Origin of the sequence: Pelagicoccus sp. SDUM812005 (assembly GCF_031127875.1) — a bacterium.
Taxonomy (GTDB): Bacteria; Verrucomicrobiota; Verrucomicrobiia; order Opitutales; family Opitutaceae; genus Pelagicoccus.
In genome coordinates this window covers 22,130-42,919 of sequence record NZ_JARXIA010000004.1, presented here as the reverse complement: position 1 = coordinate 42,919, position 20,790 = coordinate 22,130, and the positions used below count along the sequence as shown (strand labels likewise).

General features: G+C 53.0%; 10 protein-coding genes. 1 reads left to right on the top strand and 9 read right to left on the bottom strand.

What is annotated here, in order from left to right:
• The first annotated feature begins 2 nt into the window (after nucleotides 1-2).
• Nucleotides 3-191 carry a hypothetical protein gene (locus QEH57_RS06620; protein WP_309005909.1) on the top strand — a complete coding sequence of 63 codons (189 nt, stop codon included), beginning with the start codon at nucleotides 3-5 and terminating at the stop codon, nucleotides 189-191.
• A gap of 461 nt (nucleotides 192-652) precedes the next feature.
• Here QEH57_RS06620 and QEH57_RS06615 read toward each other — a convergent pair whose 3' ends face one another.
• The 9 genes from QEH57_RS06615 to QEH57_RS06575 all read right to left on the bottom strand — a co-directional run bounded on the left by QEH57_RS06615 (nucleotide 653) and on the right by QEH57_RS06575 (nucleotide 20,568).
• Nucleotides 653-3,022, bottom strand: a complete 2,370-nt coding sequence (locus tag QEH57_RS06615) for a beta-galactosidase (protein WP_309005908.1) — start codon at nucleotides 3,020-3,022, stop codon at nucleotides 653-655.
• Between the two features lie 66 nt (nucleotides 3,023-3,088).
• Nucleotides 3,089-5,395 (bottom strand): hypothetical protein, encoded by a 2,307-nt coding sequence (locus QEH57_RS06610; RefSeq protein WP_309005907.1) that lies wholly within the window; start codon nucleotides 5,393-5,395, stop codon nucleotides 3,089-3,091.
• Nucleotides 5,396-5,531: 136 nt separating this feature from the next.
• The gene (locus QEH57_RS06605) at nucleotides 5,532-7,388 is read right to left on the bottom strand and encodes a CRTAC1 family protein (protein ID WP_309005906.1); all 1,857 of its coding nucleotides are present in this window, start codon (nucleotides 7,386-7,388) and stop codon (nucleotides 5,532-5,534) included.
• A gap of 13 nt (nucleotides 7,389-7,401) precedes the next feature.
• On the bottom strand, nucleotides 7,402-8,451 hold the full coding sequence (locus tag QEH57_RS06600; protein ID WP_309005905.1) for an SMP-30/gluconolactonase/LRE family protein: 1,050 nt from the start codon (nucleotides 8,449-8,451) through the stop codon (nucleotides 7,402-7,404).
• Nucleotides 8,452-8,511: 60 nt separating this feature from the next.
• Nucleotides 8,512-10,209, bottom strand: coding sequence for a VCBS repeat-containing protein (locus QEH57_RS06595; RefSeq protein ID WP_309005904.1), 1,698 nt, complete (start codon nucleotides 10,207-10,209; stop codon nucleotides 8,512-8,514).
• A 184-nt stretch (nucleotides 10,210-10,393) separates the two neighbouring features.
• Nucleotides 10,394-11,875: a sulfatase-like hydrolase/transferase gene (locus QEH57_RS06590; RefSeq protein ID WP_309005903.1), complete on the bottom strand. Its 1,482-nt coding sequence runs from the start codon at nucleotides 11,873-11,875 to the stop codon at nucleotides 10,394-10,396.
• 381 nt (nucleotides 11,876-12,256) lie between these two features.
• A complete protein-coding gene (locus QEH57_RS06585; protein WP_309005902.1) occupies nucleotides 12,257-13,543 on the bottom strand; it encodes an alpha-L-fucosidase in 1,287 nt (428 codons plus the stop codon).
• A 426-nt stretch (nucleotides 13,544-13,969) separates the two neighbouring features.
• Nucleotides 13,970-14,572: a hypothetical protein gene (locus tag QEH57_RS06580; RefSeq protein ID WP_309005901.1), complete on the bottom strand. Its 603-nt coding sequence runs from the start codon at nucleotides 14,570-14,572 to the stop codon at nucleotides 13,970-13,972.
• Between the two features lie 41 nt (nucleotides 14,573-14,613).
• Nucleotides 14,614-20,568, bottom strand: a complete 5,955-nt coding sequence (locus QEH57_RS06575) for a putative Ig domain-containing protein (RefSeq protein WP_309005900.1) — start codon at nucleotides 20,566-20,568, stop codon at nucleotides 14,614-14,616.
• Between the last annotated feature and the right edge of the window lie 222 nt (nucleotides 20,569-20,790).

Sequence of the window (20,790 nt, the reverse complement as noted above, 5' to 3'; positions counted from 1 at the left end):
AGATGAACGCGTGGCTCACCGAGGAAAACGAAGACCTAGAGCAGCAAGCTGAGACCTTCGCAGCGGTTTTAACAACCTTGCTCGAGCATCGGGAGAACGGCGCCGTGGGCTGGAACGTCTGGATATCAGCGACGCCGACGCCTGGCGAAGCGACGAGAACCTCCAAGGTTGTCTTCTTCAAGCGAGACTAAAACGCCAAACCCGCTTACTTCGCGCTACAGAATCTTCTCGAAAATCTGCCCGAGCAAAGAGGCATACGATTCTGCCAGACAGACAAAAGACGAGTGATCCGGGCAGTGCGGAAAACGACCCCTTCGAACGATCTCCCAAAGCTCCGAAGTACGCTCACCGCGCAACTTTCGCCGAAGCGAATAGCAGTAGATGCTGCAATGTGTTCGCGAGGTAGAGAAAAAGGCTGCCCCGCGCCACACTTCATGCGACAAACGTATTCAACCCTCACCCACGTTTGCAAGTTCAAGCAAACTGGACATCGGACGCTCCAGCAAACAAACCTCTCCCCTTCCCTAACGAAACAGAAGCTGTCCCATACCTTCGTACAGCTAGACCTAGCTACTATTAACAGGTAGCAAAGCAGACCAACTAAAAGAGTTATCGCTACTCTTAAAGTATATCCTGTATTCTAGAGCATCGTCTACTCTTTCACCTCAAGCAGCAGCACGCCTAAAGGCTCCAATTTGAAATTAGCATCGACCGCATTACTTGTCATCAGGTCGGTAATCAGTGCGGTGGTACCGCCTTTGACAGACAAGTGCAGCTGAGTTTCAGTGTGACCGAGGTTTAAGAGATTCACCAGGTAGTTGCCGTTGGGCTGTTGCACGACGCGCCAAGTGACGGTCTTGAAGGGCTTGCCGTTCTTTTCGGTGATAATCACCGTCGGCATCTCGGCGACTTCCTCGAGGGCCGCCTGTTTGATGCGCCTCAAGTCAGATCCTGCTTCCAGCTGTACCAGTTTTCCACTACCGACCAACAATTTCTCTGAGCGCGGATGACCATATTCGTTGAGCGACAAGCTCTCCCTGTCCGCGAGCACAACGGTGCCCCCTTCATCCAAATAGGACTGCAAGGCTGCGAACTCGGCATCCGTCACGTATTTATTGTTGGAGACAACCACCACATCCCAGCTGCTTTGGTCCTGCTTCTTAAGTATGTTCTCGGTAACGAAACCGAGCGGGAAGCCTTCGAAGAAGCACTCTTCGTAGAGCTTGTTGAGCTTCGTCATGTAGTCTCTGGTATTGATGGCCGAGGTCTCCGAATAGAAGAAGCGCAGGGGGCGACGCTGTTCCCGCAGGGCGACGATCTCTTCCGAGAAACTGTTTAGGTCGAACATCACTTGAGTTAGCTCGTTAGCTACTTGCGGCTGCATCGCCGTTGATGCCGCATACGCCCCCGCCATCGCAGGATCGAAGAAATCCAAGTCTCCCTCCAGACGATCCTCGGGTGAGCCATCCGGATCCCGGGCCCAAAACCAAGTCAGCCCCGCGTCCATCCCCATCAAGGTTGCCAACCAGAAACTGCTCCGTACATAGTCCACCGAAGTATCCAACTCACGCCACCACGAACTTGATAGGAAATGAGTTTCGGAATTGATATGAATTTTGTCCGGAGCGACCGACTCCATGAAGTCGTAGCTCACCGCTAGTTCTTCCCAGAAATACGCGTATCGTTCCTCCCACTCTTCAGGCTGACTTCGACGCAAATCTCTCCCCCGGGTCTTCGCATCATCGCCAATCATCGTCGTCAATTCCGTCAACGCCTCCAGGTCAATGCCATGAGAACGATTGTTTTCCGTGAACAGGTCAGGCATGATCTTGATGCTGGTATCCGCTTGCGGATTCCCTCTCAAGAGCTCGCCCTGCAAATAGGTGAACCAATCAATTCCCCGGTCCATATTGAACCGACACCAGTCATACCAGAGCGGCTCGCCGCGTATCTCAGGGTCGAGGGGTATCTCAACCGTGATCGCCGAAAACGAGTCAAAGTCGGTTCGCCAGTTCAGGTTCACCTCCGAGAGATCTCCACCGTACTTCGCCTCAAGCCATCTACGAAACTTGGCTACCGTGTAGGACGAGATTTCCGTCATTTCCCTAAACCCCTGCGTCCAATGCCCCTTCTCCGAGAACCAGTGCGGCTCGTTCGAAAGGATAAAGCCCATCTTGATGGCATTCATCCCCTTTGATACTTCTCCGACTTTCCTCACGATCTCGCCCCAGATATCGCGCATCAAAGGGTTATCTACATCGAATCCGGTAAAGAGGGAACGCCCTTTCTCAACCTCTGGTTCCTCCTCCTTGACCCAATCAGGAACATTACTATTCCACAAAAGAGCGTATCCGACTCGGGCGTCATCCATCTCGCGAATCGAATCGAGCAGGTCACTGCGAAGCTCACCATCGGATTTAACCCAGAAAGGATTCACGCTGGGCAAAGACACAATATTGCCGAGGTGGTCATTGTAGATACTTTCATCCGTTCGGGGAATGCCCATCGACTTCGAAAAATAGTCGTACAAGAAAACTGGTTTACCGTGACTCAAAAAGTAGTTTTCCCCGACATCAATACCTTCCCAATCCACTTTGGAGACCGGCCTACGAATGATATCACCCTCTATCACATCCTTCAAGTTACCGATCCCCCCTTCGAGGATATCGATCACTTTCTGTCGCTGAAAACTTGGCAGATTCTCAGCGTACAATTCTGCCTCTTCCGCAAACGGCCTGTAGTTTTCAAAAAAAACTCGAACCTTGGGCTTATGCGCCTCATCCCAGTCCGCGAACTTCAAAAAATTCTTCGCGAACCAAAGGATCGTCTCCTCACGAGTCACATCAAAAGATCGACTTTCGGCAGTACGCATCAAGGCCTCGAGTTCAGCGATTCGTTGGCTCGCTAACTCTTCGAGATCATCCGATGCCGCAAACGCGCTGATGTGTGCTTGAGCGAAAACCAAACAGGGTTTGATCGCCGTTAGCCACGGAACAAGAAGTACGGTTTTCTTGAAATTCATATCGTTTCTCGAAAGACAGCCACGCAGGGCTTCAGTGCACAAATCACTGTTTAGAGCGAAGCCAGCTTAGCGTTTCACCTCGAGCAGCAACACCCCTTCGCTCTCCAATTCGAAGTCAGCGTCGATCAGATTGCTCGTCATCAGGTCGGTGATCTTCGAAGGCGCCTCACCTTCGAGCGACAAGCGCAGCTGAGCAGCATCGTGACCGAGGTTGAAGATGTTCACGAGATAGTTGCCCTTGGGCTGCTCAATCACGCGCCACGTGACGGTCTTGAATGGTTTGCCGTTCTTTTCGGTGATCATCACCGCGGGCATCTCAACGACTTCCTCAAGGGCTGCCTGCCTGATGCGCCTCAGGTCAGAACCTGATTCCAGCTGTACCAGCTTTCCCGCGCCAGCCACCAGTTTCTTTGAGCGCGGCTGGCCATATTCGTTGAGCGACAAGCTCTCCTTACCAGCTAGGACAACGGTGCCTCCCTCATCCAAATAGGACTGCAATGTCGCAAACTCGGCATCCGTAACGTATTTATTATTGGATACAACAACCACATCCCAGTTTTCATGATCCTGCTTCTGGAGGATTTTCTTCGTAACGAAGCCGAGCGGGAAGCCCTCGAAGAAGCACTCGTCGTAGAGTTTCTTGGTCTTGGTTACATAGTCCGGCATGTTGATAGCCGACGTCTCCGAATAAAAGAGACGCAGCGGGCGACGCTGTTCACGCAAGGCAATGATTTCTTCCGAGAAACTGTTCAAGTCGAACATCACCTGAGTCACTTCGTTGGCCACATGCGGTTGCTGGTTGTTCGACCCTGCAAAGGCTCCACCTAGGCCGGGATCGAAAAAGTTGAGTTCGCCCTCCAGTCGATCTTCCGGAGAGCCGTCTGGATCGCGGGCCCAAAACCAACCCATGTTGGCGTCCATGCCTTGCAGCGTCGCCAGCCAGTAGACACTGCGTACGTAGCTCGTGCGAGGATCCATGTCGCGCCACATGCCGGAAGACAGAAAGTGCGACTCGGAGTTTACATTGATCTTATCAGGCGAGACCGATTCGAGGAAATCGTGCAGGAAGCCCATGCCCGACCAGTAATAAGCGTATTTTTCGTTCCACTCTGAGGAAAACCTAGGCCTAATACTCGGACTACCCAAAGCCTTCGCGTCGTGTCCGATCATGGTTGTCAGCTCGGTGAGCGCTTCCACATCGATACCGTGCGAACGCCAGTCCTCAATGAACGAGCGCGGCCAGATCTTGATATGGGTATCGGCTTCAGGATTCACCGAATGCAGCTCATCCTGCACAAACGTGAACCACTCGGTGCTGCGGTCCATATTGTATCGACAGAAGTCATACCAAATCGGTTTTCCACGCAAAGCCGTGTCCATGCGTATCTCGATCTCGACATCGGAGAAGTCTTCGAACGAACGCTCCCAATTCGCATTCAAAGCGTCGATGTCGCCCTGATACTTTTTCCTCAGCCAATCCTGGAATTTCCTGATCGTGTAGGACGAAAGGGAGGTCATCTCGTCTTGACGCTCGAACGGGCCACCCTTTTCTGCGAACCAGTGTGGTTCATTGGAAAAGATATAGCCCAATTCGGTGACCTTCTTCCCTTTGGTGAGCTCGCCAGTATGACGGATAATCTTTCCCCATACTTCCCGAACCAACGGGTTATCAATGTCGAAACCAGTGAAGAGAGAGCGCCCTTTACGCACCTCAGGTTCACGCTCTTCCACCCACTTCGGGATCCCCATCTTCCAATAGATCAGAAAACCGATATTCGTATCCGGAATTCCGGTCAGCTCTTTCAGCAACTCTTCATCGAAGGTGCCGTCTTCCTTCAGCAGAAACGAATTGATCGCTCGGTCGTGATCCACTGGATACAGATTCTCGCCGCCGTGGTAGATCGCGCCCAAGTGGTCGTTGTAGATATCGGTGTTGGTCAGCGGCTGCCCTACCGTTTTGGAAAAATAGTCGTAGGGAAAGATGGGCTTACCATTGCTGACGAACATGTTATCCCCCGCGACTGTGTTCTGCCAATCGACCTTGTTCACGGGCCGTCGCTTGATCTCGCCCCGCAACTCTTTGCCCAGCGTCTCGATCCCCTTCTCCAGAATCTCGATAACCTTCTTTCGCTCAAAGTCAGGCAGCTCCGCAGCAAGCCGCTCCTTGTCCTGAGCATAATAGCGTTCGTATCCAAAAAGCCTTTCAACCGCTTCCACGTTCTCTTCATCCCAATTCGCGAACTTCAGAAACTGCTCCGAAAACCAGACCACCGTCTCCTCTCGCGTCACGTCTACCCCCTTGGCCTTCGCCTCCTCCATCATCCCCAGCAGAGTCTGCTGCTTCACCCGAGCTTTCCGTTCGTAGTCGCTCATTTCCGTTCCCGGTAAAGATAAAGCAGTGCTTGCGGCTGGCCCATGCGAGCAAGCAACAAAAGTGAGTGTCAGCAGCAATGCTGAGAGAGCCTTAACTAGGGATTCCATAAAAAGGGGAAGGTTGAAGTTGAGTTTGCTATTCGCCGGCATTCACCACGACGTCGAGGCTCTCTACCTTGAGCGTTTGGGTCTCGCCGTTGGTCCACCGCACAGTCGCCGCATCGACGCTCTCGACCGCTCCTAGACCTACGTGCAAGACGGTATTAAGCGGCTGTCCATAGGACGAAGAGGTTTGGCCGACGCGGCGCTTATAGATCTTGTCGCCAACGCGGACCTCCAATTCAGCGCCCAAAGCGGTGGCCGCGCCCGATGGCGAATCGCCCACGCTGACTTTGAGGAAGCGGTTTCCGCTTGGCTCCAGCTCGTTGGTGAACAAGTGCCAGCGGCCGCGCTCGTTGCTGTACATGATATCGAGATCGCCATCCATATCGTAGTCGAAGGCTTCCGCCGCCATACCGGTGGCTCCTAGCTCCTGCGACACGATTCCATGACTCTCAACCCGTTCGAAGCCTTTACCTCCATTATTTCGATACAAGAGCTGCTCGTTCGTAGAAGCTGAGTTCCCGTAGCGAACAATGAAAAGGTCGGACCAACCATCATTGTCGAAATCCCCAACCGCGCAGCCTGTGGTTTGCTCCGCGATGGAAATTCCCATCGCTTCCGATACGTCGACAAACGTTCCGTCACGATTTTCCAGCAAAGCCGCTGGCATCGGCTCGGGAGGCAGCGTATCAGGCATGGATATCACGTTGCGAATGACACCGGAGGTGGGCGAATTCGTATCGGAGAGGATACGCCAATTCTGCTCTCCGAGATAACCGATATACAAGGCCTTGCGGTCCCGTTCCTCCGGCCAGCCTGCCGCTTCCTCAGGAGTCAAACGGAAGTCCTTGTGTCCGTGCCTATCCACCTCGAACTCGAGCAAACGTTTCTCCTCGCCCACCAATACATCGAAGTGCGGAAACGCCATCTGCAGATTCTCGAAGACCATGTCGCCTTCGATCTTCAGCTCCTCGATTTCCAAGGGATTGAAACGGGAGAAAAAGGCGAAACAACCACATTCTTCATCGAGGTAGCTATGGTTGTGGAAGGGGTGCTCGGATCGGGTTACGAACAGGTCGAGGTCGCCATCGTTGTCAAAATCGATTTCGACGATAGCGGAGGCGTCGGACAATGCCTTCAAATCGCCTAGCGTCTCATCGCTCGCGGCTGAAAACGCCAAGCCCACGCCACCATGGGCCAAGGCCACCGGTCCCCGCCCGCCGTAGATCACGACATCGAACTCGCGATCGTTGTTGGTGTCGGTGACCAACATGCGATAGGTGAGCCGGTCGCTATGGGTCAGCCGCGCCGCGAGCTGGAACTCGCCGACCTCGTTAAGCGCGTAGACGAAATTGGCCCCTTTCTGAATCTGATCGGTCTTGGCCTGCCCGAAGCCATTGGCCAGCAGCTCGAGCTGCCCATCCTGATTAAAGTCGACCAGCTTCACCACCCGTCCACGCGTCGGCACCATCGTATCGAACGTCTTGCCCTCCTCTATCTGACGACCGTCGAAGTGGAACACTTTGGGCTGGCGTGGATTGCTGCCGTTGCCGCCACCGGGATAGATGACCAAGTCCAGCTTGCCATCGCGATCGTAGTCGCCCGCGGTCGCTCCGTGGATATCGCCCGCCTCGACCACGACGGCTTCCGAAAACCGTCCGCCCAAGTTCCAATGCAGGTTCACTCGATAGGAATGGTCGGTGAGAATAATATCCATCAGCCCGTCCTGATCCAGATCGGCGAGGATCGGCGTGTCCCATTTCCGCCGCGAACGATCCTCCAAAGGAATGATTTCGTTCGAGGCTTCCAAAAATGAGATCGCATCGTCAGCCATCAATTCGAAACCGACAAATGGGGCGAGGCAAAGAAGGGAGAGAGACTTAGCGATCATAGTTTGATAGCCTCTAATCCTCTAGTTCGATATACGATAGCGTGAACGGTGCCTCGTGTTTTGTATTCACCATATCAGCACCCGTCATCAAATCGAAGTTGGCTATAACCAGCTTGTTCCCGTAGACAAAGAGATCTGAAGGCTGGTCGATCTGACCATTGGATCCGTCGTTATCCGGATACTGGGCAATCACATGGACCTGCCCTTTCGTATCCACTTTTAGGATCTGGTTCTGGCGAAGGCCAGCCGCGTAGACGTTCCCCTTGTCATCAATATGAATCCCATCGATCCCAGCGTCACGCGGCAGCTGGGCGTACAAGCTTGAGCTGTCGAGCGAACCGTCTGCCTCGAATTTCAGTTCGTAGATCGTTCCATCACCGAGATCCCCCACCAACAGACTTCCAGCGGCCGTAAATACCAGACCATCCAAGCCGAATTGCTTTTCCGGATTCTGCGTTTCAGCGGTGAAAACCAGGTTCGTATCACTGGCGTCGTTATTGACCTGTACATTGCGATCGGTAACCAAAAAACGATACAGCCCGCCGGTGTTCTTCTCGGTTCCAAACTTCGGCAACTGCGGTTGAGTAACGTAAACCGCGCCCTCGTGATAGCGAATCCCGTTAGGACAGGCCATGCCCTCAGCCACGACCTCCGTCCGGGCCAAAGATCCGTCCCTGGTAAAGGTCATTCGCAAGATCCTCCCACGGTCGCCACCCTTGGGATTGCACACGTAGAGTTCGCCCTCCGGGCCGTAGGCGATCCCCATGGCGATACCCTTTTGACCTTCGGACAATCCGGGAATCTCGCAGATTTTGGATACAGTTCCATCGGGGGTGATCCGCATGAGCACGCTGGGCGAATCGCGGTCTGCGAAATTGGGACAAGAAAGCGTAAGGCTCCCGTCCGGAGCGATGTCGAAGGCGTCTGGCGTTGGACAATACTCGGGAAGCTCGACAAAGAGCCGGGCGGGCTGCGGCTGCGCATTGGCGTGCGAAGCATGTATGCAAGTAAGTATTACAAGATGAAGGGCACCTTGAAGAAAAGGCCGCAATAATCCGCGCATAACGAAGTCTATGGGTTTTTATTTATCCTAATTGAAAACAGTCCACCAAAACGAAATCGCTTACCGCTCGATCTCCACAGTCCGGTTCCCGGATTTAACGACTCGTTCGAACGTTTCTCCGTTACTGAGCGTAACCGTTACCTTCGCAGAGCCCTCGAAGGCCCCCAATCCGAAATACACGTACCTGTCGTAGCCTCTTGAATACGGAGCTCCATCGGAACCGACTCTTTTGCTTTGCACGAGGTCGCCTGCCTCTACGGTAACGATTGCTCCGAGCGCCGTGGCTCTACCCTTGCCTGGTGCTCCGACATCGACAGTCAGGTAATTGCCAACCACGAGAGCTTCGTTGCGAAACAGATGCCACTTGCCGCGCTCGTTTCCGAGCAGGATATCGAGTTTCCCATCCTTATTGTAATCGTAGGCGATCGCCCCGAATCCGATCGCTCCCAGCTCGGGAGAAATCACGCCATGCGAACTTGATTGCTTGAACTTGCCGTCACCTTGATTCAACCAAAGAACGGACTCGTTCGCTGTCACCAAGTTTCCACGACGGATCACCAAGAGGTCTTGAAATCCGTTGTTGTCGAAATCACCCGCCGCAACACCAAACGAGTGCCCTTGAATAGATAGGCCAGCGTCTCGGCTCACATCGACGTATTTGCCATCGCGATTCTCCAACAAAATATCTTCTGGTCCTTCCTCACCTAATGAAGCAGGCAGGTTCTTCACACCATGTACCACTGCTGACATTGGAGAACCGGCTTGAGCGACGAAGCGCCATTTTTCGTTGCCCACAAAACCAAGATACAACCCTCGGTGCGTAAGGTGGTCAGGCCAGCCGAGTGTATCGCTGTTCACAAAACGTATGTCTTTACCCGAATGCGTCTCGCCCTCGAACTCGTACGAATGGGCAGGCTCGCCCGTGAAAATTTTCTTGTTGGGCCACGGCGACTGGTAGTTCTCGAGGAACAATACATCCCCGATCGTTAGCTCATCGAACCAGACGTTTTCCCGCAGCGCGTAAAAGCCCCAAACCTGACCTTCGGGATCGTAGAAGGTGCTTCCCGATTCGAACTCTTTCCCACGAGACAAGAACAGGTCGAAGTCTCCGTCGTTATCGTAGTCGATTTCGACAATACCGGTAACATCATGTATCTTTCCGTCAAATACACGATCCCCCACTTCCTCGTAGCTCAAATTTCCTTTTCCCTGAAAAGCGCGAATTGGTCCATCCCCGTACAATACCAGATCATCGATGGCATCGCTGTCGAAATCCGTAACCGCTACTTTTTGTCCATTTCGGGGCGTGAACGGCAACATTGATCGAACCGTCAGTCCTCCGACACCATCGTTTCCGTACACGTAATTCTCGCTCGAGCCTTTCTTCTCCCGGGAAGGAAAAGCGAAGTTCAAAAGATCCAAATCTCCGTCTTTGTCACCATCCAGAAAAACGACGGTGCGCCCCCTCATGAATGCCAGCGGTTCGTCAAACTCAGGCAATCGCTCAAAGCTCCGATCCTTGCCAACCTTGTAGACGATCGAATTGCGGGCATTGCTGCCAGAACCTCCACCGCGAGAAACGACCATCTCGTACAAGCCGTCCTGATCGTAGTCACCGACCGTAATGCCATGAGCATCGCCCATTAGCAGGTCCCAAGGCTTTGCATAAGTCCCCTCATTATTCCAAACGATCTGAATGGCATAGCCATGCTCGTTTAGAATCATGTCAACCCAACCATCCTGGTCGAGGTCGGCCACAATGGGTGATTCCCATTTACGCAGGTTCTTTTCGACTCTCGGAAAGTCATTTCCCGCGGAAACGAAAGACGTATTTCCAGGGACAGCACCGGACGCAGAACACTGACTGTTCAAGGTAAAAGGGGCACAGCAAAGTACCGCCAGTTTAGCGATTTGATAAAATGGGGTTAACATAAATCTAATACTAATGGGCAACTTCCGACGCATCCGAATCACCGGATAGCATTTCTTCATATTTCGGCATGTCTTCGCGAGCCCAAGCTTCCGCTTCCTCTTCAGAATAAAACCAGAGCGGTTCAATATGTTCTGACAACCAACTGCCGATGTCATCGAGGAGGGCACTTACTTGAGCTGGATACACATCGCTCAGGTCATGTTGTTCGGAAATATCCGTTTCAAGATCGTAGAGCCGCCACGGACCTTCCTCGCTTTCCCAAATCAGCTTCCAACGATCGTTGCGTCCGCTGACCTCGGTATGAACCATCCGGTGTCGAGCCGCAAAGATCGCCCTATCATCAGCCTCAGAAGGCTCTCCACGCAGCAGAGGCAAGATATCGACCCCATCCAAGATTTCGTTTTCAGCGAGTTCTGCATTCGCAATCCGTGCGAAGCTCGGAAACAAATCCAAAGCGCTGACTGGTGTATCTATGATCTGGCGACGCTCGATTCCCTCAGGCCAATGCATGAACATCGGCGTCCGAAAGCCACCTTCCTGCACATCACCCTTTGCACCCCTCAACTCTCCATTCGAAGCGCCTTGGTCGAGACGCCCCCCATTGTCGCTGAAGAACACGATCAGGGTATTCTCTAGTTCCTTGGTTTCCTCCAGAGCGTCGACTAAGCGCCCCACCCCGCGATCGAGAGCATACACCATCGCGGCATAGATCTTTCGCTTTCCCTCCAGCGCTGGAAAACGATCCAAGTCATCCTGCTTCGCTGCGAGCAGCGTGTGCGGAGCGTTGTAGGACATGAATAGGAAGAACGGGGCATCACTTTTCGACTGTTTGCGAATGAATTCGACGCCCTTATCGCTCAAGATATCCGTCATGTAGTCGTCCTTGCCGAGGGTTTTATCAGAAACGCCATTGTATTCTGGATACACGCGATAATCCCAAACTGTACCTTCCTCGTTCTGAGCCTGATACGGACCGAAATAGAGAATACCCCCACCTAGAAAGCCATAGAATTCGTCAAACCCTCGCTGGTTCGGATGAAACTCGGGAGCATGTCCTAGGTGCCATTTGCCCATTAGGCCTGTCGCATAGCCGGCGTTCTTCAAAACGGAACTCAGTAAGACCTCAGCCGTCGGGACACCTTTGTCCCTGTGACGTCCCGAACTGTAGCTCGGAAGATTGTATGGTACTCCGATTGCGTGAGGATAACGGCCTGTCAAAAGGGCCATCCGACTCGGCCCGCAAAACGGGTGCACCGCATACGCGGAGGAGAATACAGTGCCCTCTTTCGCGAGCCGGTCCAACTCTGGCGTTACAATGTCTTCCGATCCGTTGAAGCCTACATCTCCATAGCCAAGGTCGTCGGCGAGGATAAGCAAGATATTCGGCCGCTCCTCGCCGTACAATCTCGAGACAGCCGCGATCGAAAGAACAACAAGCCCAATCAAGAGCTTAGCGAGGGATCTGGTAAAAAAAACTGCAGGAACTTTCATCTTGTCAACGGACCACTCGACCGCAAGCGCCGCAGTTCATCGACGCGGTATGGCGTTTGCGGAGGCGCGGGCTTTTGGGGCATGGTATACTAGCAGAACTGACGCGCTTTACGCTATGCACTTTACGCTCTTGCTTATTCAGAAAACGACTTCTCAAAAACGCGTTCGCTCCCTCGCACTTTATAGGCAAGTCGTTTTTTCATTCACGATCCGGACCGCGAGTATGCACAGATCCGTGTACCTGCGAATCAGATACGAGAATCGTTGGCGCACTCAAGGGGGATAAGAACTGTCGGACGAACGCGAATACCCACCTCCCACGAAGGACGCTGGATCAGCCGAAGATTTTCAAGAGCTTTCACTTGCACAATTTGCGCTACCCTACTCGTAACGCACGAAGGTCATCTCCACGATTTCAGGTGTCCCCGCCTTTTCGAGAACTCGCAGCCGATACTTCTGAGCGGTCACGTCTCCGAAGTGATGCTTCTCGTGGAAGGTAATCGGACCTGCTCTGTAAAGCTCCTTCCACTCGCCTTCGATCAAAGCTTCCACAACATATCTCTGGATAGCCTTTTTGTATCCACCGTGCATGGACAGAAAGTTGAAACGTTCTGGCTTGGAGAAATCGAGCTCGATCCAAGCAGAATCATCCTCCGCGGATGCCTTCCAGCCAGTGAATAGGTTACTGTCCAAAACATTCGCAGGATCCGTAGCTGTTCCATTCGATCGACTCGAAACCCTCGCCGTTACATTCTTATTCGTCGGCTGCAGCTCAGGAAGAGACTGCAATGGTGGCGTGAACTCAATCGCTTCTCCTATTTCCGCCAGTCGACGAAGCACATTCTCATCCATCAGACCTTCGTCATTTGGCGCCGCGTTCAACAAGTAGTTACTCAAGTGCGAGTTCGAAAACTTCAGCTCCTGCAGAACCGACTCGACTGACTTCAGTTCGAGATCCGCGAAGTGCTTCTCCCAGAACCAAGAGGGTTGCAGCGTTGGCCCCTGCTGGGAGGGGAAGGTATTATCGTATGGAATATGCTGCCCATGCGTCGCTTCGTAATGAACGACGTCCGTGAAGGCCAAATCCGCCCGGCAGCTGTGGTTAATGACCAGGCAATCCGGCTGAATCGATTGAATGTGGTCAGCGAGCACCTCAAACGGCAATTCCTCGAAGTTGGGTCCACGGCCCCAACGCGACCCCCAGCCATCGATCACAATACAAACGATTTCGCCGTAGTTCGTAAGCAGTTCGGTTAGCTGGCGCTTCGTAAATTCAACCTTCTCAGGCGTAATCGCACCATGCTCGATCTGGTGCTGACGATCCCAAACCGAGAAGTACAAACCAACCGCGATCCCCTCCGCTCGAAATGCATCCGCATACTCCTGCACGATGTCGCCTGAATAGGCGCTACTCGCGATGTCGTAGTTAGTCACCTCAGTATCCCAAAGGCAAAACCCGTCATGATGCTTGGTAGTAAAGACCGCATAGTTCATCTTCGCCGACTTGGCCGCCTTCGCCCATTGAGAACAATCCAAACCGGCGGGCGCAAAAGATTTGGGATCATGCCCCGGATTGGCCCATTGCTCCGCATGATAGGTGCCCATATTGTAATGAATGAACATGCCGAACTTCAGGTTCAGAAAGTCACGTACAACATCGTTGGCCATGGCTCTACGCGCGAGGGACTGGGTACAAACAACCGCCAAGACTGCAACCAAGGACAGATCTCGTAGTCGTACATAAGACGATTTGGCTTTAAACATACCCGTCTATCATAGCCACCCTCACAACAACTAGCTATGCACATTTTGACCTTTCCTATGCATGAAATCGTCGCAACGATATAAGATACCTTTGGCCGCCGGCTGGAGGAGCTGACAAGCAGCTCCATCCACCAATCAACGAAGTGACGGGAGTAACTTTTTCAAAAGTATAAGAATCGCATAGCTGCATTCTCGAGTTCGGAGGGGTATTTATTGCCCGGTTCTCTCGTTTTTAAGCTAAGCACACTCGAAGAATCTCTAAAAAAACCGGTCCACCCTTTCGAGTGGACCGGTCTTAAGTTATATCGACTGTATCAAGTCAATCGCGGCCTAAGATCGCTTCCGATGAAAGGCAAGCATTCCGATCAGCAGAACGGGCACGGCGCCGTACAGCGGAGAGTCAGGCACCGCGCTTACCCGTACGTCCAAACGAGCCTCGATATCGGATTCGATAACGTTGAAATCGAACAGGCCTGGCCCAGCTTCCTTGGAAACGACGATGCCGGCGAAGTCATTCAACGCCCCCGAAAGCGAGACACTCTCGGAGCCCGGAGCAAGAGCTTCAAAACTAAGGGTCGCCAGCAGTAGATCCGTACCTCCTGCGAACGCCGGCGTATCCCCCAGAGCACTGACCTCAGACAGGAAGGAGGTATCGAATAGCGAACCGTTTACTGACGCGCCTAGGTATCGAACCATGCCACTTGAGCTTGTCAGGGTGACAGGATCGACTCCGACATCGAACGCGAAGTAGTCGAGGAAATAGTCGGCGTCAAAGGTCGCCGTGAAGGCTACGTCGAAAGTTTCCCCAACCTTTATATCGGACTCCTGAATGGTGAAGCTATAGGAGATCGCTTGCGCCGTCGACACACAGAATAACGAAGCTGCACCTAAGAATGCACGCGAACCAAATTTCGTTATCATATCAAGTTTCATTTTAGTCATATTGTTTTGCTCCATTTCTCGCTTGGCTATCCTCATAGGCTTCTCCGAGCGATTCGGTACCAGGTCGCGTAGTCACCACGGGTAACCACGCCGTCTTCATCGTAGTCGATTTCGGCAATGTAGTTCGCATCGCCCACCCTGCTTCCGAGGGCGCCACGCACCACATTAAGGTCAGCTCTATCGACTACACCATCCCCAGATACGTCGCCTGGTATACCCGCGGGTACTGTTGTATTTGGAGCGATCTGTACTCCATCGCCGATCTTGGCGCCGCTCTCAATCACACTGCCGTGACCGATCTTGACGCCGCTTCCGATGAGCACCTCGGAGCCGATCAAAACACCGTGCTCGATCGAGGTATCGTCACCTATGACGACGCCATCGCCTAGAACGACGTCCTTTTTGATGGTCGTGCCCTCGCCCACTGTTAGGAAATCGCCAGTAGTAACATCCTTGTGGATCGACACGCCATCGGCGAGAACGACATGGTCACCGATTATGGTGTTTTTGTGGATTGAAACGCCCTGGCCGATAACGGGAGCGTAGCCAATCACAACGCCTTCTGCCACCTTCAGGTCGGTGCCGACACAGTCGTCGCCATAACCGTCTCCATTAACGTCGATCTGAGCATCGTTGGCAATGGTCGGACAGTTATCCGCATTGTCGCCGATCCCATCTTCGTCGGTGTCAACGCTTTCGTTCGGATCATTCGGGAAGGCGTCGCTGTTGTCGCCAACTCCGTCACCATCCGTATCCGTCGTTTCCGTGGGATCGTTGGGAAAGGCGTCCGCATTGTCGCCCACGCCGTCGCTGTCTGTATCCTGAGTCTCTGACGGATCGTTCGGGAATGCGTCTTCCGCGTCAGGCACACCGTCACCGTCGGAATCGATGTCTCCACCGATCGTCACGCTGTAGACCTTGCGGTTTACGACCTGTGTCGTGTCGACTTGGGTACCTTGGATTCCTCCGTAGAGAACGGGTGCATTATATAAGCCTTCCCCAGAAGTGATTTCACCAGTGGACTTCGCGACAAGCACTCCACCCTGGGAGACATTATACATCGCCATTTCGAAGGTCCAGTTATAGACAGGTCCCGTTGGCGTATCTGTGATACCCGCTTTCTTCAGTTCCAGCATCATCTCCAAGACATCACTATCCAGGTCGTCGTTTGCGTCTACATCAAGACCAAGTTCAGCGGCGCTGAATCTAATATTTCCGACCGTGTCCTGAAGGTCATTCCCGAGAAGCATTTCGTACTCATTATCATTGATACGGAAGTAGCGAATACGGAATGGAGTACCATTGGTAATGCCATCGTTCAGCAAGATACTGAAGAACTGTTTCCTAAGGCGATAGTCACCTGTTTCCGAGAAGCTGAACTGCGCGGAAAGGAAGTAGCTATCGTAAACTGCTGAGGAGAGTCCCCGCGACTGAAAGTTCGAGATGCCGTTATTCGCATCGCTCATCACGAGAACGCCTGAATCGATCGCATGGGTGCCGCGAACGCCTTCCCAACACCGTTGTCCTTCCAGCGGACCATCATCATAGCCAGTCGAAAAGTCGTAGGTCATATAAGGCGCAAAGGGCAACGATCCCACGGTAATGTTTAGGGTCGCAGTAGAGCTGCCGCCGGTTGCTTCAACCCGCACTACGAATTCGTTTTCACCCACATCATCGCAGACCGGCAATCCCGAGAGCGTACCGTCAGGAGCGACTTGAAGCCAGTCCGGACCAGAGACCTTGCTGTAGGTCAGGTCGTCTCCGTCTGGATCTTGTGCGGTGCCCGCCAAAGATCCGACGTAATCCGTCACTTCCGTCGCATCCGCACCGTAGATCGGATCCGCCAAAAAGGTCGGAGGGGCATTCAGCGTATCCGCTTCGACTGTCACACCAAAGACAACACGCTCTTCGACTCCGGCATCGACGATTTGACCACCGTTGATGCCACCATAGAGCCTAGAAGCGTTGAACAAGTCCTCGCCCGTAGCCATGGATCCAGTACGTCTTGCTACATTTTCACCCGTAGTGGCATTATCAACCTCGATGAGGTAAACCCAATCTTCCGGAGTCGCCCCCTTCACTACGGTCAGGGACAAGATCAAGATGTCGCTGTATAGGTCCTGGTTGCTGTCGATGTCCAATCCGATTAGGTCGGCCTTGAAAGGAATGTAGCTATCTCCGACTGCACCCAATTCATTGAACAAGCTAATCGCGTAGTCGTTGTTCGAAGCTCGTCTGAAAGCAGCCCTGATCTGCGAGTTGCTGTTGTTGTTTTCATCGTTCAGCACGACATTCATGAACTGTTTCGCGTTCACGAATCCACCCTCTTCAGCAAAGCCAAAGGCGACAGACACAGTGAATGCGTTCTTTCCAGCTGTACCCACTCCCTCGCCTTGGAAGGAATAGACCCAGTCCGTACCTTGCGTGAGACGCAGCTTGCCATCGTCGATAAGGTGGAGATTGCCTCCGATCCAACCGTCCTGGCCCGCAACTGCACCATCAGAGTACACATCGGTGTCGCCAAAATCATATAACATAGCTGGTGCCGTACCGTAATCGTGATCGGGTTCAGGCGGTAATGCCTCATCAACCGTGATGTTAAGCGTCGCAATATCATTTCCACCAGTCGCCGATACCTCCACCTGGAAGACATTGAGACCGAGATCGTCGACGCTTGGCGTGCCAGAGAGCGTACCATTCGGCTCAAGGACCAACCAGTCTGGACCGGACAGTTTCCTGAAATTCAGGGCGTCGGATTCTGGGTCGCGAGCATCAACTGCGATATAGCCTGAATAGTCCGAATCGACATTCGCATTTAGTTTTGTCAGTTCAGAGAATGTCCAATAGGGAGCTTGGTTATCTGGGTCGACAATCGTCGTCTGAGCACCACACAACTTGGTTTCATAGACACGAACATTGTTGATCGCCACATTGTCCTGGGCGTTGGTGATTCCGCCATAGTAGAAATCCGAATCGTAGAAGCCTTGAGTCGAGACCAAGGTTCCAGAGGACAAGAAGGCATTTTCCCCTACAGTCAGGTTATCGATTCTAAAGGTGTACGTCCAATCTGCGGCCGTCGCCCCACGCGTAAGCGTGAGCGACATCTCCAGAAGGTCGCTATCAACGATCGTATTCGCGGCTCCATCGAACCCTAGAAGGCTGTCACTAAAATTGCTGAATGCGACCTGAGGCGCTCCCGGAGCCGTGAAAATGGAAACTTGGTAACTATCATCCGCAGAGCGACTGATGCGTGCCCGAATTTGATCACCGCCACCGGCTTCATCACTCAGCACGATGCTGTAAAACTGGCGATTGTTTCTCCAGGCACCGTCCTCGGAGAACGAGAATACTGTCGATACGCAGAATTCATCGTACTCGCTCGCATTTAGCCCCTGTGACTGTCGAGCGAAGAGGAAGTTGCCGGACTGGTCGAGGAGAAGCGAATCTCCATCAACGAAATGGCGGCCAGCCCAACCATCCTGCCCGTCAATTGGGCCGTCGAGGTAGGGAGCTTCCGAAAAGTCGTAGGTGAATTCGATGGGCGGATTCAGCTCTCCACCGCCGCGGTTACCCGGATCCGCGGGTTCCTCGACTGTAGCGACGGAAGCCCGCAAGAGACGCATGTCATAAGGCTTCATTTCAATCAAATGGCTGGCTGAATTGCCGGAAATCAAGTCATCGACCCGTTGCGGAACGCCATCTTCCTGGCGAAGGATTGCCCAGCGCTTGCCTTGGCTGACATTGAGCAGAGCAACAACTGCTTCACCTGTATCCACATCCTCGTACTGGTAAGTGAGGACACCATAGGACTCGTCGTAGAATGCATCCTCGATCGTTATGTCGAGAGGCATCGCCGGAGCTCGGCTCTCGAGCACAGGAGCGAGGGCATCCGCCATGTCGAAGACTTCGCCGTACTCGACAGTTGCAAGCGGCGTCAGGCCAGCAATGCCATCCTGAGGATAACCCATTTCATCGAAGGCAAACGTATGGTCCGGATCGACAACCACAACGCTGCCGCCAGAGGAATTGAACGCCTCCAACGCCGCCAGATCCTCATCCGAAATGTGAGCAGTCGGCGGAACGATCACGGTTTGGGCAGTACCGACATTCGGCAACGTATTCGCGGTTACGAAACCTGAAGGTATATTCAGGATGCGAACCGCTTCCCATGTATCAGCCATCTTTTCGGGATACTCGCCGTCTTGAATCGATGCATCACGGCTGTAGTAGACTAAGTTGTAACGCTCGTTCGGTACGAGCTGAGAAACTTCCGCGCCGAAAGCGTTGAGCTCTTTGAACGTGCGACCGAACGCATCCATCTGAATCGGCTGCGAATCAGAGGTACCGACGTAGGCTGTAGTGCGAATCGCATCGCTTCCATATTCCCGGTTGTAGAGCCATGCATTCAAAAGGTTGACGCCATCAAGAGCGGATCCCCACAAGGCCGCCCTGACATATTCGGGCTCCGCGTGGAAATCGATAAAGCGTCCACCGGTGAAACCATGGTATTCGGAATCGAAAAACGGTTTGTCGGGAGCCAAGGACTTCGTGAATTCGATGTTTAGCGACTGGGCACGCCAATCCATGATGTATCGGCCACGCCACGCTTGATCGAAACGAACGTCCCACTCTGCACCAAAAGGAACAGCATGATTGTCGAAACCGGGGACGTCCACCATGTTGATGACATACTCGAAATCGATACCCTCGTCCGCGAAGTCTGTGAACATAGCCCCTTCGCCCCACATTTTGATATGGGTCTTGTTGAGCGGATCTGCTTCTTTGGCAGTATCGTGCAAAAACTGAAACCATTCGTTGGTCCGGTCCATATTGAATCGCATCCAATCATACCACACGGGCCCGCCACGATAGCTCGTCCGCAGAGGAATGGTGTAGGTCGCTTTGACCTCTTCGAAATCAGCGTGGGAAGTGCCGTAGACTGCGTTCAGCCCCGCAATGCTACCGTATTTGGCTTCCAACCACGCAGCGTATTTTTCCATCGTGTACGACGAGACACCGGATCCGACATAACGCCCTCCTTGACTAATCGCGTAGTTGGGCTCGTTGGCGAGCATCGTCATTATTTCGACGTCATCGCCAGCAACCTCGCGCGCTGTGGCCAACTGATTCGTCAGCAGCGTATCCAACCACTCACGCACATTCGGATTGTCAAAGTCATACTCCGTGAAAAGGCGATCTCCAGCCTCGAACGCTTCCGGAAAATCCTCGCGCAAGAAGTGATTGTTCGGAACGACATGCCCAAGAAATACCTGGATCGGCGCGCGTTTCTGGTCGATCACCGTTTCGAATGAATTCCTGAGAAAACTCTCACGCCACGGGGCAATAGCCGTCGGGTTCGTTGGCTCTTCCGAATTGGGATCTAGTAGATCGATGACCGCCAAGTAGTGCTCCCCCATATAGCCGTAGGCTTCATGAAAGTCACCTTCGGAATCGCCATTCTTTCCCCAAAAGAACTTGCTCTGATAGATTGGCTGCCCGTCCTGCACGAGAAGCGGCCCTACGAATTTAGCGGACGATTCAGATAAGTCTTTAGGGCGCCTTAAGAAGATTTCGCCACTGAGCTGCCTATCGAGTTCTGCGATGGCGTCGTCCGCCAACTTAACCGCATCGGCCAACTGATCGAAAGGCAATCCGACCGGACCGACCGGATCATTTTGACTACCGCCAAGCCGTGCATACGCTTCTTGGACGACCTCGTTGTTCTCCCTGTCCCAAAGGGAGATACCGTGGCGATAGTTATCTATTGTTATTTGCGACACACGAGCGTAGTCGGTGCTCAAGCCAGCCGCCCGAGCCTGGGCAATCTTGTCCGCCAGTATGCTTGCACGCACGTCGACATCGGAGAGTAATTGCTGGAAAACTTCGTCTGTCGTGGGTCCATCGTAGACCGAATCCGCAAACAGCGGAGTAGATGGGGTTAACGTCAGGCACAAGCCGACGGAAATGCCGATTAGCGTATTCTTCATATACATTGGGTTGGGGATATACAGGTACAATTGGGAATGCCAGAAAACGGTATGTAACCGTTATTCAATCACGTCCTTTGGACGTCAGTAGTGGGTAGACAGAGAATATGAGACAAGACCTTGAAGGTATATGCACTTACCAACTCACCTTTACCATTTTTTGATTTCTCTACCTTGGTGCCCCCGCACCCGCGATGAGTGCTCGGATACCGTAACATTTCG